The 15307-nt window shown below is 46.9% G+C and carries 12 protein-coding genes; 7 read left to right on the top strand and 5 right to left on the bottom strand.

The features are described 5' to 3' along the window. Positions 1 to 15 precede the first annotated feature (15 nt). The 4 genes from H8705_RS10490 to H8705_RS10475 all read left to right on the top strand — a co-directional run bounded on the left by H8705_RS10490 (position 16) and on the right by H8705_RS10475 (position 4745). A complete protein-coding gene (locus H8705_RS10490; protein WP_262395730.1) occupies positions 16 to 690 on the top strand; it encodes a histidine phosphatase family protein in 675 nt (224 codons plus the stop codon). Positions 691 to 712: 22 nt separating this feature from the next. Then, entirely contained in the window at positions 713 to 1138 is a 426-nt protein-coding gene (ruvX, locus tag H8705_RS10485; protein WP_262395729.1) for a Holliday junction resolvase RuvX, read from the top strand. Positions 1139 to 1237: 99 nt separating this feature from the next. Then, positions 1238 to 2878 carry a glutamate--tRNA ligase gene (gltX, locus tag H8705_RS10480; protein ID WP_262395728.1) on the top strand — a complete coding sequence of 547 codons (1641 nt, stop codon included), beginning with the start codon at positions 1238 to 1240 and terminating at the stop codon, positions 2876 to 2878. Between the two features lie 214 nt (positions 2879 to 3092). Further along, positions 3093 to 4745, top strand: a complete 1653-nt coding sequence (locus H8705_RS10475; RefSeq protein WP_392392085.1) for a glutamine--tRNA ligase/YqeY domain fusion protein — start codon at positions 3093 to 3095, stop codon at positions 4743 to 4745. Positions 4746 to 4847: 102 nt separating this feature from the next. Here H8705_RS10475 and H8705_RS10470 read toward each other — a convergent pair whose 3' ends face one another. From H8705_RS10470 to yfbR, 3 genes are all read right to left on the bottom strand, one after another. Next, a complete protein-coding gene (locus tag H8705_RS10470) occupies positions 4848 to 5207 on the bottom strand; it encodes a DUF805 domain-containing protein (RefSeq protein WP_262395726.1) in 360 nt (119 codons plus the stop codon). 231 nt (positions 5208 to 5438) lie between these two features. Next, positions 5439 to 6011, bottom strand: a complete 573-nt coding sequence (locus tag H8705_RS10465; RefSeq protein WP_262395725.1) for an ECF transporter S component — start codon at positions 6009 to 6011, stop codon at positions 5439 to 5441. Between the two features lie 95 nt (positions 6012 to 6106). Beyond that, a complete protein-coding gene (gene yfbR, locus H8705_RS10460; protein ID WP_262395723.1) occupies positions 6107 to 6679 on the bottom strand; it encodes a 5'-deoxynucleotidase in 573 nt (190 codons plus the stop codon). Positions 6680 to 6874: 195 nt separating this feature from the next. Between yfbR and H8705_RS10455 the strand changes: the two genes are divergently transcribed. From H8705_RS10455 to H8705_RS10445, 3 genes are read left to right on the top strand one after another with little or no spacing between them, the layout of a single operon-like run. After that, positions 6875 to 9361, top strand: coding sequence for a YfhO family protein (locus H8705_RS10455; RefSeq protein ID WP_262395722.1), 2487 nt, complete (start codon positions 6875 to 6877; stop codon positions 9359 to 9361). A gap of 2 nt (positions 9362 to 9363) precedes the next feature. Beyond that, the gene (locus H8705_RS10450) at positions 9364 to 10311 is read left to right on the top strand and encodes a glycosyltransferase family 2 protein (RefSeq protein ID WP_262395721.1); all 948 of its coding nucleotides are present in this window, start codon (positions 9364 to 9366) and stop codon (positions 10309 to 10311) included. Between the two features lie 23 nt (positions 10312 to 10334). Next, positions 10335 to 11225: an aldose 1-epimerase family protein gene (locus tag H8705_RS10445; RefSeq protein ID WP_262395720.1), complete on the top strand. Its 891-nt coding sequence runs from the start codon at positions 10335 to 10337 to the stop codon at positions 11223 to 11225. Between the two features lie 39 nt (positions 11226 to 11264). On the opposite strand, the gene H8705_RS10440 is transcribed toward H8705_RS10445, so the two are convergent. Both H8705_RS10440 and H8705_RS10435 read right to left on the bottom strand, forming a co-directional pair. Next, positions 11265 to 12974, bottom strand: coding sequence for a B12-binding domain-containing radical SAM protein (locus H8705_RS10440; RefSeq protein WP_262395718.1), 1710 nt, complete (start codon positions 12972 to 12974; stop codon positions 11265 to 11267). A gap of 137 nt (positions 12975 to 13111) precedes the next feature. After that, positions 13112 to 15262, bottom strand: a complete 2151-nt coding sequence (locus tag H8705_RS10435) for a Tex family protein (RefSeq protein WP_262395717.1) — start codon at positions 15260 to 15262, stop codon at positions 13112 to 13114. Positions 15263 to 15307 lie beyond the last annotated feature (45 nt).

Genomic DNA, 15307 nt, shown 5'->3' with positions numbered 1-15307 from the left:
TGAGAGGTGCTGAGGATGACAAGACTATACCTAATCCGCCACGCCCAGGCACAGGGAAATATCGACCGGGTGTTTCAGGGGCGGCTGGACGGCGAGTTGAGCGCGCGCGGACAGGAACAGATCAAATTTTTGGCGCGGCGGTGCAAGGAATATGGCATTCAGGCAATCTACTCCAGCCCGCTGATCAGGGCATATGAAACTGCGAAAGCGGTCAATGAATATTATCATCTGCCTATTTTCCTGAAAAAGGAGATCATTGAGATTGACGGCGGCCGGTTTGAGGGACACTCTTTTGCCGATCTGCCTCAGCTGTTTCCCAGAGAGTTTGATCTGTGGGAAAATGATCCGGCCCATTTCACCGCTCCGGGCGGAGAGAGTATGAAACAGGTATACCAGCGGATGCAGCGGGGGATCGAAGCCATTTTACAGGAAAACCAAGGAAAGACCATCGCGGTGTTTTCTCATGGATGCGCTATCCGCAATTATCAGTGTTTTCTTCATGGCTGGGGCGTGGAAAAAATAAATGAAATAGGCTGGTGCGAGAATACCTCGGTAAATCTTATTGAATATGATAAAGATCTGCGGCCTCGGATCCTATATCTCAGCGACGCTTCTCATCTTCCAAACAAAGAGACCTGCCCCAGCGATGTGGCCTGGTGGAAAACCAAACCTCCGGCGGCGGTAAAATAAAATAAGAGACAGGAGATCGATTATGAAAATTATGGCGGTAGATTTCGGCGACGCTCGCACGGGGCTTGCCTGCTGCGATAAAACAGAATTTTTGGCTTCCCCCATAGGGGTCATTCACGATAGAAATTTTGAAAGCGTCCTGCAAAAAGTTGCAGTGGCCTCAGTGGAGTATGACGTGAAAGAAATTGTAGTGGGACATCCCATCAATATGAACGGCACCATCGGCGACCGGGCAAAATTATGCGAAGAATTTGCCCAGCGGCTGGAAAAAATGGTGGAAGTTCCAGTGCGTTTGTGGGATGAACGCGGCACTACCGTGTCCGCCATCGGCTTTCTCAATGAAACGGATACCAGAGGCAAAAAACGTAAAGAAACGGTGGACCAGCTGGCGGCGGCGATTATTTTGGAGAGCTATCTGAACTATCGTAGAAACCATCCGGAAGAATAAGCGGCCAGCGGCGGTATTTTCCGGGTTTCTCAGTTGAAAACTATAGAAAAATAGTGTAAAATATGTTTTACCTATTTGATAATTTAGCGGAGGATCAAAATGGACTGTAATAATTTGGCTGACCTACTTTTTCCCAATATCCACACAACCCCTGAGGAGATAGAAGCCCGCTATCCAGAAAGAGAGCTTCCCCAAGGGGCAAAAGTCACCCGTATCGCTCCCAGCCCTACAGGATTTATGCATCTGGGCAATCTGTTCGGCGCGGTGGCGGACGAACGGCTGGCTCATCAAAGCGGCGGCGTATTTTATCTTCGTATTGAGGACACCGATCAAAAAAGGGAAGTTCCCGGCGGGGTGGAAACCATCCTGAACGTATTCAGTGATTATGGTCTGAATTTTGATGAGGGCGCCGGCCTTCAGGAGGACTGTGGCAACTATGGCCCTTACCGACAGCGACAGCGTGCGGAGATTTATCAAACCTTTGCCAAATGGCTTACCCAGCAGGGAAAAGCGTATCCTTGTTTCTGCACCGAGGAAGAATTGGCCGCTATCCGGGAAAAACAGGCGGCCCAAAAAGCTAATTTTGGTTATTACGGAGAATGGGCGGTTCATCGGAACATGCCTTTGGATGAAATTAAAGCTAAATTGGATGGGGGCGTCCCGTTTGTACTGCGTTTTCGCAGCGAGGGCAACTTAGAGCGCAGAGTGAAATTTACCGACCTGGTAAAGGGTCAGATGGAGTTTCCGGAAAATGATCAGGATGTGGTGCTGCTCAAGTCCGACGGTATTCCTACCTATCATTTTGCCCATGTGGTGGACGATCACTTAATGCGCACTACCCATGTTGTGCGGGGAGAAGAATGGCTGGCTACCCTGCCCATTCATTTGCAGCTGTTCCAGGCGATGGGCTGGAAACCGCCTAAATATGTGCATACCGCCCAGCTGATGAAGATGGACGGCGGTTCCAAACGCAAGCTTTCCAAGCGTAAGGACCCGGAATTGGCGCTGGACTACTATAAGGCACAAGGATATTCCGTTGCGGCAGTAATCGAATATATCATGACTCTGTTAAATTCCAACTTTGAGGAATGGCGGATTGCTAATCCCCAGGAAGATATCCAAAAGTTTAATTTTACCACTAAAAAAATGAGCGTGTCCGGTTCTCTGTTCGATATTGACAAACTGCGGGATATCTCCAAAAATGTGATTTCCCGAATGAAAACAGAAACCGTATACTGCCTGCTTACAGAGTGGGCCAAACAGTTCGACGAAGAGTTTTATGCCCTGCTTACCAGGGATGAAGCCTATACGAAACAAATTTTAGCCATCGGCCGGGAGTGCCCCAAGCCCAGAAAGGATATCGCTGTCTGGAGTGAGGCCAAGGCATATATGAGCTTTTTCTTCGACGAGCTTTTCCAGCAGGAGGAAGATTATCCGGAAAATGTATCCGCGGCGGACCGCAGGGCCATTTTGGAAAAGTTTTCTTTGGCATATGATCCGGCGGATGACAACAACCAGTGGTTTGATAAAATTAAAACCATTTCCCAGGAATTGGGGTTTGCTGGAAACACGAAGGATTATAAAAAGGATCCGGACGCGTATAAGGGCCATGTAGGGGACGTTAGCATGGTGATCCGTGTAGCTGTTACCGGACGCACCAATTCCCCGGATATGTACGAGGTAATGCAGGTGTTGGGTGCGCGGCGAGTAAAAGAACGTCTGGCAAAAGGAATCGTTTGACGCCCTCTCCCCGTTCCCTTAAACTGGGGGTCGCCCTTCCTGGAGGGTTTGTTCCCACGGGAGACTTTGGTAAAATCAGCCGAAACTTCGAACCTGCAGATTTCCTGTAAAAGCGCTGCAGGATCTATCGGTATTTTTTGACCCGCATCTTTTTTAAAAAGCGGGAGAAATTTTTTGGCTTCCCTTTTTTAAAAAAAGGGAAGGAGGAGGAAGAATTGTGAGCGAAACAATATCTAATTTTATACATGATATTATCGACGAGGATATTGCGGGGGGATTAAAAGAACGCATTCATACCCGCTTTCCCCCGGAGCCTAACGGCTATCTTCATATTGGCAGCGCCAAGGCCATTTGGATAAACTACAGCACCGCTATGAAATATGGCGGCCTGTTTAATCTTCGTTATGACGATACCAATCCGGTACGGGAGGACGACGAATATGTTAAATCCATTGAAGAGGATTTAACTTGGCTGGGCGCTATTCCCAACGGCGGCATCTATTATGGCTCCGATTATTTTGATCAGTGTTATGAATATGCGGTTAAACTGATTAAAGACAGCAAAGCTTATGTATGCGATCTAAGTCCGGACGAGCTTCGGGAGTACCGGGGCACCTTGACTCAGCCGGGAAAAGAAAGTCCCTATCGCAACCGTTGTGTGGAAGAAAACTTGGATTTGTTTGAACGGATGAAAAACGGCGAATTTCCCGACGGCAGCAAAACTTTGCGGGCAAAGATTGATATGGCGTCCCCGAATATGAACATGCGCGACCCTGCCATCTATCGTATCGTGCGGGCTCACCACCACCGTCAGGGGGATAAGTGGTGTATCTATCCTCTGTACGACTTCGCGCATCCTATCCAGGATGCCATTGAGGGGATTACCCATTCCTTGTGTTCCCTGGAATTTGAAAATCACCGCCCTCTATACGACTGGGTAGTGAATAATATCGATTTTGAGAAAAAACCTCATCAGTATGAATTTGCCCGGCTGAATATCACCCATACTGTGATGAGCAAACGGTATCTGCGGGAACTGGTAGAAACCGGCCGGGTGGATGGTTGGGACGATCCCCGTATGCCCACTTTGTGCGCTCTGCGCAGAAGAGGATATACTCCCGCTTCTATTCTGGAATTTGTCAAGCGCGCAGGCGTTGCCAAATCCAACAGCCTGGTGGATCTAAAGCTTTTAGAGTATTGTATCCGGGAAGAGCTTAACGCTGCGGCGCCGCGGCGTATGGCGGTCACGGAACCGCTTAAAGTGGTGATCACCAATTATCCGCAAGATCAAGAGGAGTATTTTTCCATTTCCAATAATCCGGTGGACCCTCAAAGCGGCGTTCGAGAGGTTCCCTTCACCCGGGAATTGTACATTGAAAAATCCGATTTTGCCGAGGTGCCGCCGCCCAAGTTCCAACGGCTGAAATTGGGCGGGGAAGTGCGGCTGATGGGCTCTTATATCATTAAGTGCAATGAGGTAATTAAGGACGCAAATAACGAAATTATCGAGCTTCGCTGCACCTGCGACCTGGAGGCGAAAAACGCAATGCCGCTGGATGGGCGCAAAGTAAAGGGCACCATCCACTGGGTAAGCGCCAAATATGCGGTGGATGCTTCGGTTATGCTGTATGATAATTTGTTCACTTTGGAGAATGTAAACGATATCCCAGAGGGTAAAAACTATTTGGATTTCTTAAATCCGAACAGTTTGACTGTTTTGAAAGACTGTAAGCTGGAGCCTTCTCTGAAAGATGCAAAACCAGGCGATAAATTCCAGTTTGTACGAATGGGGTATTTTTGCAAAGACAGCAAAAATACCAATGCTTTTAACCGCATCGTAACCTTGAAAGACAGCTTTAAAGTCTAATTCATATTCTCCCGTCTTTTGATCATAAAAAGACGTGAGATGGTTTTTTATATGAAAAAAAGCGTCCTGCCAATAGGCAGGACGCTTTTTCCCTATGTAAAATTATACCTGTTCTGAAATATCGCCAAATTCATTCGCTCCCGGAACGCTGGCGCCGCACAGCCATACGATCAAGAGAATGGTTCCTACCAATGGGATCAGGCCGATCAGAATATAAACCCAGGATTTTCCCGTGTCATGAAGACGTCTTACCGTAAGAGCAAGTCCAGGGATAAGCGCAGCCAGAGAATAAAGAGAGCTTAAATAAGCCAAAGGAGAGATAAACAAGCTCAAAATTCCCGCTACAATACCAACAACGAAAGAGGCGATCACATTAAATAAAAATGCCATCCAATACCCTCTGACAGAAGTCCTTCCCCCAAAATTCGCATAGTTTTGCCACATTGCAATAAATTCTTGCATAAAAAACCCCCTCAAAAATATTTATAGCAGCGCCCGGCAAATCGGAGATTTGCACCCGCGGTGCGCGGAAAACGCTCTGCGTTTTAGGGCGCGGGCTGCAAAAGGAACCGCCGTGGTTTCCCAAAAGCGGAAACCACTCCCCGGACACAGTCCGGGTGGCAAAACATAGTTTTGCCCCTGTTTTTCATCATTATAGCATACTCGCTGTAAAAGTCTACCGGTTGCTTTCCCCTATCTGGAAATCGCTTTTTTCAGAGGATTGTACACCACCAAGGCAATAATTCCACCGATAACCGCTGTCACAAACTGAGGCCAAGAGAACATGATTGTCATCGCCGCTGTCTGCTGTTCTTTGATATTGGGAAGAAGGCTTAGAATAAACGGAACACTCACCCATAAAAAGGCGCATTTTGCCCCGGCTCCTAAAATCACACCAGCGGCATGCATTCCTTTGGCTGTGAATTTCCCCAAGAAAAACCAGGCAATCGCTGCGATAATAGCATTGCCCAAAGCAATTGCCGGAGTTAAAAATGGGATGGCGGTAATTCCCAATAGGGTCGCTAAAAGGGACGAAATTATGCCTACGGTAATCCCTGAAACCAGGCCGATATTCGCGGCCGACAATATCAGTATCAAATTTACCAAAGAACCGGTCACCAGCTGGTTTAAAGTAAACGGCCCATAGATGGGCAGACCGGCAGGAAGCAAGTACTTTCCCACCACCTGAGCTAAAAGCACCAAAGCGGTGCACAGGGCGGTACGGGTAATCCATTTTGTTTTTTCCATTGACGATTTATTTGACATGTCGTTCACACCTTGCAGGTAAATTTGGACAAAACGCCCAGAGGCGTCCTTCCGCTCCTAATTATACTCGTATGGTATACTTTGTCAATAGTTAATCAAGTTATGTTCTGCATCTCATCCAACGTCAATTCATATGCCGGTAAGAACTCTTCCATAAACTGCTCCACCTCCGGCAAATTCATGGCGTGCAGGCTTTCAAGCTGCGCATTTTTGGCCTGACGAAAGTCGTCGTTTCCCATGCGCAGTTCCTCGATACATTTTATCAAAGCGGATAATTTATCCGCCGCCTTTACCAGGGATATTACTTGAGGATCTTCTTCAAAAAAGCTTTTTTGGTATGTCTTTGCCATTGGTTCAGGCAGCAGCCCCAGCAGCCGCTGATTAGCGGCCGCCTCGATTTCTTTATAGCTCTGTTTTATCTTTGGATTATAATATTTTACTGGGGTAGGCATATCCCCGGTTAAAATTTCACTGCAATCATGGTATAAGGCGCACATAATCACCCGAGCCGGATCAACTTTTCCATGGAGCACCGCCAAAGCATGGGCGATATAGGCTACTTCCAGGGTATGCTCACTTAAATTTTCCTGCCGGGAATTGCGCATAAGTCCCCAGCGGGTAATATATTTCATTCGAGACAACATGGCAAAAAAACTGTATCTTTTCATCGGTATTCTCTCCTTTTCTATAAATTAAATTATACAGGAAATCCCACCTTATTTAAAGTACAAGCTACTATTTTTCTTTTTTTATGGTATAATACAAAACGAATGGTATAATAATCCAGAAATATAGGGCGTCATTTTCTAAATTTGTATAATTTTCTTTGTTTGGCGCCATCCTATCTACACGGGGGGATTGTCATGAGTATTGCTGCGCAGGCGCCTAAAAAGCGATATGCTTTAAAGGCATTTTTATATGCTCTGATTACAGCGGCCGTAATCTTTTTACCTTTTGTAATCTATGATAAAGGTTATTTTTTCTTTTTTGGGGATTTTAATGTACAGCAAATCCCTTTTTATAAACTGGCCCATGAAGCGGTGAAATCCGGGGATTTCTTTTGGAATTGGTATACTGATCTGGGTGCGAATTTTATCGGTTCGTATAGTTTTTATCTTTTGGGCAGCCCATTTTTTTGGCTGACCCTTCCCTTTCCTACGGAATTTCTTCCCCATCTGATGGCGCCTTTGCTCATTTTAAAACATTCCTGTGCCAGTTTGACAGGATATCTCTATATTCAGCGGTTTGTAAAAAATAAAGATTATGCGGTGCTGGGCGGTTTGTTGTACGCTTTTTCCGGCTTTGCAGTTTATAATATCTTTTTTAACCACTTCCATGAAGTGATTGTATTCTTTCCGCTGCTCCTGATCGGTATGGAGGAGCTTGTGGTAAATAACCGCCGGGGCGTCTTTGCTGTGACGGTAGCTATTAACGCAATGATAAACTATTGGTTTTTTATCGGCGAAGTTGTTTTTGTATTGCTCTATTTTGTTATCCGCTGCGGCGCGCCGGATTGGAAAATGACCGTCAAAAGATTTTTCTGGGTGGCGTTTGAAGCAGTCCTTGGGATGCTTTTAGCGATGCTTTTGTTTTTGCCTTCGGTGCTGGCTATTTTAGGCAACCCTCGTACCGGTGCAGGAGAGCTTCTTACTGGCTGGGGATTTTGGGTGTATTGGCATAATCAGCTTCTTCCGGCGATTGTGAGCAGCATGTTTTTCCCTCCTGATCTGCCTTCCCGCCCCAACCTGTTCCCAGACCGGGGAGCCAAATGGGCTTCTCTTTCCGCCTGGCTTCCTATGGTCAGCATGTCCGGGGTGCTGGCGTATGTAAGTTCCAAAAAAACCTGGCTGCGTAAAATCCTAATAGTCAGTTTGGTATGCGCTCTTATCCCAGGACTGAACAGTATGTTTATCCTGTTTAATAATTCTTACTATGCCAGATGGTACTATATGCCGATTTTGTTGATGGCGATGGCCAGTGTATTAGCGCTGGAAAACCGCTCTATCCCTATCTTCAAAGGATTGAAATGGACCGGGGTATACACGGCGCTCATCATTTGTATTTTAGCTTTAACCCCTACCTCCCTTCCTGCAAATGGAAATAGTCTGGAATTGGGATTGACGAAGTATCCTGAACGCTTTGCCGCTATTTCGGTGATCGCCTTAATGGGGCTTGTGATTACCTATATGTTGGTGAAACGATATCAAGGAACAAAAGTATTTGTCCGGGTAACGGCGATTATGCTGTGCTGTGTCAGCGCTTTCTATTCTATTGTGTTTATCGCTATGGGAAAATCCCATTCGGACGATCCGGAATTTATCCGCAACATCGCCTTGCAGGGCAGGTACCATTTAAATTTGCCAAATGAAACCTTTGCCCGTTCGGATGTGTATAAAAGCATGGATAATCTGGGGATGTACTGGCATCTTCCTAATATTCAGGCGTTTCATTCCATTGTACCGGTTTCCATTATGGAATTTTATCCGGAAGTTGGAGTGAAACGGGACGTTTCTTCTAAACCGGAAACGAAGTTTCCTCAGCTTCGTTCCCTGCTTTCCGTACGTTGGCTGTTTGTTCCGGACAAAGAAGAAAACACTGCCGCGCCAATGCCAGGATACCGGCTGTACGCAAAAGAGCTGGGGTATCAGATCTATGAAAATGAAAACTTTATTCCTATGGGATTTACCTATGATTATTATATTTCCCGCAGTCAGCTGGATTCCCTGGAAGAAGAAAAACGGAGCTCTGTGATGCTTCGCGCCTTGGTTTTGGAAGAAGAGGCTTCCCTCGAACATTCGGATATTTTAGAAGAAATGCCGGCGGATTATTACTCCGATTTAGGAACGCAGGATTTCTACCAGGATGCCCAAAACCGACGCAATACCGCCGGGTATAGTTTTGTAATTGATAACCGGGGGTTTACCTCTAAAATCAATCTTTCCAGGGAAAACCTGGTGTTTTATTCGGTGCCTTATGACGACGGCTGGACCGCCTTTATAAATGGACAACCCGCCCAAATCGAAAAGGTAAACATCGGATTTATGGCGGTGCGGGCCCCGGCGGGAGAGAATACTATCCGATTTGAATATCATACTCCCGGATTATTGCCGGGGGCGCTGATTAGCTGCGCGGGGCTGCTGCTGCTTATAGTTTATCTGCTGCTGTGGAAAAAATTTGGGCAGGCGCCTATTCCTGTGCCGGAGCAGACCTGCCTTTCTGACCCTGAGGAAACAAAATGTCTTGACCTGCCGGGCGGCCAAGCGCAAACACAGGACCGCTTTGACAGCATCCGTTCGCCTGAGGGAGAGCAAAACTGTCCAAGCGACGGCGAAGAGCCGAAGGAGGAGTAAAATTGAACGAAATTTTATATTTAGTCATTCCTTGTTATAACGAGCAGGAGGTTCTTCCTGAAACCTCCTCCCGTTTAAAGGCTAAGATGTCCGGAATGATACAAAGCGGGCTGATCTCCCCCGACAGCCGGGTGCTGTTTGTAGACGACGGAAGCCGGGACAGCACATGGGAGCTGATCAGCAAGTATCATGAACAGGATCCGCTGTTTTCCGGATTGAAGCTGGCGCACAATCAGGGACATCAGAATGCTTTGGTAGCCGGGCTGATGCAAGCTAAGGAGCACGCGGACATCACCATCTCCTTAGATGCGGATTTGCAGGACGACACAGACGCTATAGACAAATTTATTGCGGAATACTATAATGGATGTGATATCGTTTATGGGGTCCGCTCTTCCCGGGCTACAGACACGGTGTTTAAACGTACAACCGCTGTGGGGTATTACCGGTTTCTTAAACTGATGGGCGTGGAGATTGTGGAAAATCACGCGGATTACCGTCTGATGAGCAAACGCGCTCTGGAAGCGCTGGCCCGCTATGATGAGGTCAATCTGTTTTTAAGAGGGATTGTGCCTTTGATTGGATTTCGCACCTCGGTAGTGGAATATGAGCGGCATGAGCGGTTTGCCGGAGAATCCAAATACCCGCTGAAAAAGATGCTGGCTTTGGCCATGGATGGAATTACCTCCTTCAGCGTGAAACCCATTCGTTTGATCACCACCTTAGGTGTAATCATCTTTTTGGTCAGCGTGCTGGCACTGTTGTATCTTTTGATAATTAAACTGATGGGCTGGACCGTTGCCGGCTGGACAACGGTAATGGGTTCTATCTGGGCGCTGGGAGGCATTCAGCTGCTTTGCCTGGGAATCATTGGGGAATATATCGGCAAAGTATATAAGGAAGTCAAACATCGTCCCCGTTATATTGTGGATACTTTTTTAAATAAATAATTTTACTATATAGGAGGGTTACTATGGCGCAGTACACGTTAAAATGCGGTAAGGCTACCGCTAAGGTCAACAGCACCGGCGGGGAGTTTTCATCCTATATTCCCGCCAACGGCCGGGAATATATGTATCAGGTGGATCCCCAGGTTTGGGGAAGCCAATCCCCGGTACTTTTCCCCATTGTTGGTTCTATCAAGGATTCCCAGGTGAAAATCAATGGAAAACCTTATTCAATGAACAAACATGGCAATTTAAGAAAGCTGGAATTTCAGGTAGGCAAACATGGGGACGACTTTATTGAAATGTATTTGGAGTCGGATGAAGCCCTTTTTAAAACTTATCCTTTCCATTTTATTATCCATGCTACCCATACGATCTTTGAAGATGGATTTACCACTACATATTTGGTAGAAAATAAATCAGGGGAGAGAATGCCTATGTGTATCGGCGGTCACCCTGGATTTAAATGCCCTATTTATGAGGGGGAAAAATTTACCGATTATGTTTTGAAGTTCGAGTGTGTGGAGGATGGGGTAAACTCTCTGGCCCCCAACGGATATGTGATTACTGGAACGGAAATCCTTCCTCAGCTGGCGGGCAAGGATACTCTTCCTTTAAGTCACGATCTGTTCGACGACCGGGACGCTTTGATTTTCGCTAATCCCAAATCCCGCCGGGTAAAGCTGATCAATCCTTCTACCGGTAAGGGACTGGAATTTTCTTTCCCGAAATTTGACGCTCTGGGCGTTTGGTCCGCGCCTAAGAAAAACGCGGACTATGTCTGCTTGGAACCTTGGTGCGGTTTGCCGGCTTATGAAAATGAAACTGGAAACTTTGAAGATAAGCCGTATGTAAAGTTTGTTAACCCTGGTGAGTGCTTTAAAATTAGTTATTCTATGACAGTGATTGATGAATAAAAAACGCCTGGTAACGAAAAACAGTTACCAGGCGTTTTTTTATTCCAAGGTCACCTTATAGGATACCGCGTTTCCTTGTGCTGTGCGCCGGGAATAATCGCATAAGATCATCACCGGCTCAGGGGGACGTTTGGGATCAGTTACATCAAAGGGGAAGCGTTCCATGTGGGCGGTCTTATAAATATATTTTGGATCTTTCCCTAACAGAGAAGGTAGATATCTTTTCAAATTTTCTTCATTTTCGTAAAAAGCTAAAATCTGACGGCGCAAAGGCAGCGTTTCGTCCTGGATAAGCCAGGAGGGAAGTTTTTTGGGCTTTTCACGAAGGATCAAATCATATTTGCTCAGCCATTGCCAGAGAATATCGTCCCCTTGTACCTCCTTTTGAAAAAATTCATGGAGAAGGTCATAATATTCATATTTCCCCAAAGACCGCAGGCCGCCGTTTCTTTGGGAGAAATATTCCCCCAGTTTTAAAAACAGCATAAAGGGAGAGGAGAAATATTCCAATAAATAAGAAAGCTGAACATCAAAACATCCTTTATTATAATATGCTTCGGTCATTTCCTCTACCAGTTTCAGCCGGGACAGTTCTTCATAGGACATATGTCCGGTCCGAAGCACTTCATAAGGAGGATATTCCGAGTGGACAAGACCGTATTTTTCCCGCTCTTGATAAAGCACAGTTCCTTTGAGCAGTTTTAGAAATCCCAGCTGCAGCTGCTGGGGCCGAAGAGCAAATACTTCGTCAAAGCTCTGGGCGAATCGCTCAAACCCCTCCAGAGGCAGGCCGGCAATTAAATCCAAATGCTGGTGGATATTCCCCGCCTGATGCACACGTGTTACATTATACCGCAGCTTGTCCATATCGGTTTTTCGGCAGATTTCCCCAAGAGTCGCTTTGTTTGTAGTCTGTACTCCGATTTCAAATTGAAACAGCTGCGCACGCACAGTGGAAAGAAAGTCCAGCTGTTCTTCTTCCAACAGGTCCCCGCCGATCTCAAAATGGAACCCGGTAATTCCATTGTCGTGCTCTGCCAGATACTTCCATATTGCAAGAGCGCGCTTTCTGTCGCAGTTAAAGGTACGGTCCACAAACTTCACCTGCATTACCCGAGCATCCAAAAATTTCTGTAAATCCTGGTAAACCATAGGAAGGGAACGAAATCTTGTCCTTCGGTCGGTACAGGACAAACAATAACTGCATCCAAAAGGGCATCCGCGGGAGCTTTCATAGTAAATGATTCGATTGTCAAGCTCAGATAAATCTTCGTAGGGAAAGGGAAGCTGATCCATATCGGCAGTTTGGGGCGCAGCCAGCACGCTTCGTGTGCTGCGGCCGCCTTCGGCGGCGCCTTTCCCGGTAAGCTGGCTTACCAGGGAAAGGGCTGCGCCCTCCCCTTCCCCGCAGACAATATAATCGATCCACGCATAGGACTTAAGCAGTTCTTCCCCACGAAAAGAAACTTCCGGTCCGCCCAGAACAATTTTTATATGGGGATAAACTTTTTTTATATCCGCCCCCAGGCGGCGCACCATTTCGATGTTCCAAATATAACAGGAAAAAAGTACCGCGTCCGGTTTTTTTCGGAGAATCTCAAAAAGCACCGGCTGAATCTGCTGATTGATAGTAAATTCCAAAAAACTGCTGTTTATCCCGGGCAGATCTTTTACCATCTGATGCAGATACCGCACAGCAAGGTTGGTATGGCTGTATTTTGCGTTGACCGCCACAAACAGCAAATTCATCTGACTTCCTCCTATCCCTTTGCGCCGATGTCCCCCGCCTGCAAGTGGGGGACATCCCATTTCTTTCAGCGGCGCGTAACAGCCGCCTGCTGAAAGACTGCGGAGTCAAGCTCTTCGCTCCGATTTAAAAAATATCGTTACTTTGGTTTTTTCATCGTAAGAGAAATTCGTTTTTTGGGAACGTCCACTCCCAGCACCCAAACGGTTACCACATCTCCAACTTTCAGCACCTGGGAGGGATGCTTAATATACCGGTCGGTAATCTGGGAGATATGCACCAGTCCGTCCTGATGGACGCCGATATCCACAAACACGCCAAAGTCAATTACATTACGCACAGTTCCCTTTAATTCCATCCCTGGTTTTAAATCCTTTAATTCCATAATATCCGTGCGAAGCAGCGGCGGCGGAAGCTCGTCCCGCAAATCCCGTCCAGGCTTTAACAGCTCGTTTGTGATGTCCCGCAGAGTGGGAATCCCTATGCCGCAGCTTTCGGCGACTTTCCCTTCCCCGGCGGCTTTGATTTTCCCGGGCAGGTCCTGTAATTTATGGCCGCAAACATCGCTGAGGGTATATCCAAACTCTCCCAAGATTTTTTTTGCCGCATCGTAAGATTCCGGATGGACAGAAGTATTATCCAACACATTCTTCCCATTGGGAATGCGTAAGAATCCAGCGCACTGCTCATATGCTTTTGGGCCCAGCTTTGATACCTTTTTGAGCTGGACGCGGGAGGTAAACTCCCCGTTTTCTTCCCGGTAAGCCACCACATTTTTCGCCACCGCTGCCGAAAGCCCGGACACATACCCTAAAAGAGAGGCGGAGGCGGTATTCAAATCTACCCCCACCTTATTCACGCAGTCTTCCACCACGCCCGTCAAAGTTTCATCCAGCCTCTTCGGAGGCATATCATGCTGATACTGCCCCACCCCAACAGATTTGGGATCAATTTTTACCAGCTCCGCCAGCGGGTCCTGAAGGCGCCGGGCAATAGATACGGCGCTGCGCAAAGACACGTCAAACTCCGGAAACTCCTGCGCTCCCAGCTTGGAAGCGGAATATACCGACGCGCCCGCTTCGTTGACCACCATATAGGAAAGGTCCCCGCCCATTTCTTTAATAAGCCCGGCGGCGAAAATCTCTGATTCCTTGGAGGCGGTACCATTGCCGATAGAAATAACATTCACATTATGTTTTTTAATCAGTCGTTTTAAAATAGTCTTGGATTCTTCGATTTTATTCTGAGGAGGCGTCGGATAGATTACCGTGGTATCCAGTACCTTTGAGGTAGGGTCCACCACTGCAATTTTACAGCCTGTCCGATAGGCAGGGTCGATAGCAAGGACAGTTTTCCCCTTAATCGGCGGCTGCATCAGCAAGGCCTGCAAATTTAGGCCAAAAATTTTAATTGCCTGTTCGCTTGCCGCCTGCGTTAAATCCGAGCGGATTTCCCGCTCTAAAGAAGGATGTATCAGCCGTTTGTAGGCGTCCTCCACCGCCAAGCGAACCGTATCCATGGTAATGCTTTCCTTCTTTAAAAACAAGCTTCCCAGTTTATCCAGGGCGTCGGCAGTATTTATTTCAATATCAACTTTAAGATACTCTTCCTTCTCTCCCCGGTTAATAGCCAAAATTCGATGGCTGGGGATCTTGGCTACCGGTTCGCTGTAATCATAATACATCGAATAAACCGAATCTTCCTCTTTGAGGGCTGTGCTGTGCACCAGTCCGTTTTTCTTATACAATTCCCGCAGCAGCTGGCGCCCCTGGGCGCTGTCTGAGACTTGTTCCGCAATAATATCGCAGGCGCCGGCAACCGCATCCTCTATGCTGAAAACCTCTTTTTCTTCGTCTACAAAAGGGCCGGCTAACTCCTCTATTGTACCTGAGAGAATATCCTGGGCTAAGATCATTTCCGCCAAAGGCTCCAATCCCCGCTCTTTTGCGATAGTGGCCCGAGTACGCCGCTTCTGCTTATAAGGACGGTAGATATCTTCCAGCCGAGCAAGAGTTTGAGCCGCGGCGATATCTTCCATCAGCTCCTGGGTCATCTTTTCCTGCTCTGTAATCGAGGCGATAATCTCTTCTTTGCGCTTTTGCAAATTCCGCAGGTACCCCAGGCGATCGCTTAATTCCCTCAACACCTGGTCGTCACAGGAGCCTGTTTTTTCCTTGCGGTAACGGGCAATAAAGGGAATCGTATTTCCTTCGTCAATCAATTGAATAATATTTTTTACATGGTCCTCCAATAGATGAAATTCTTCGGCTAATATCTGATAAAATTCCATTCCTTCTACATTCCTTCTCCTATTCATTCTTTATAAAGTATATAG

The sequence above is a fragment of the Youxingia wuxianensis genome (assembly GCF_014385085.1).
Classification (GTDB): Bacteria; Bacillota; Clostridia; order Oscillospirales; family Ruminococcaceae; genus Youxingia; species Youxingia wuxianensis.
Note: the sequence above shows the minus strand (reverse complement) of the source record. Positions and strands in the feature narration are given on the sequence as shown.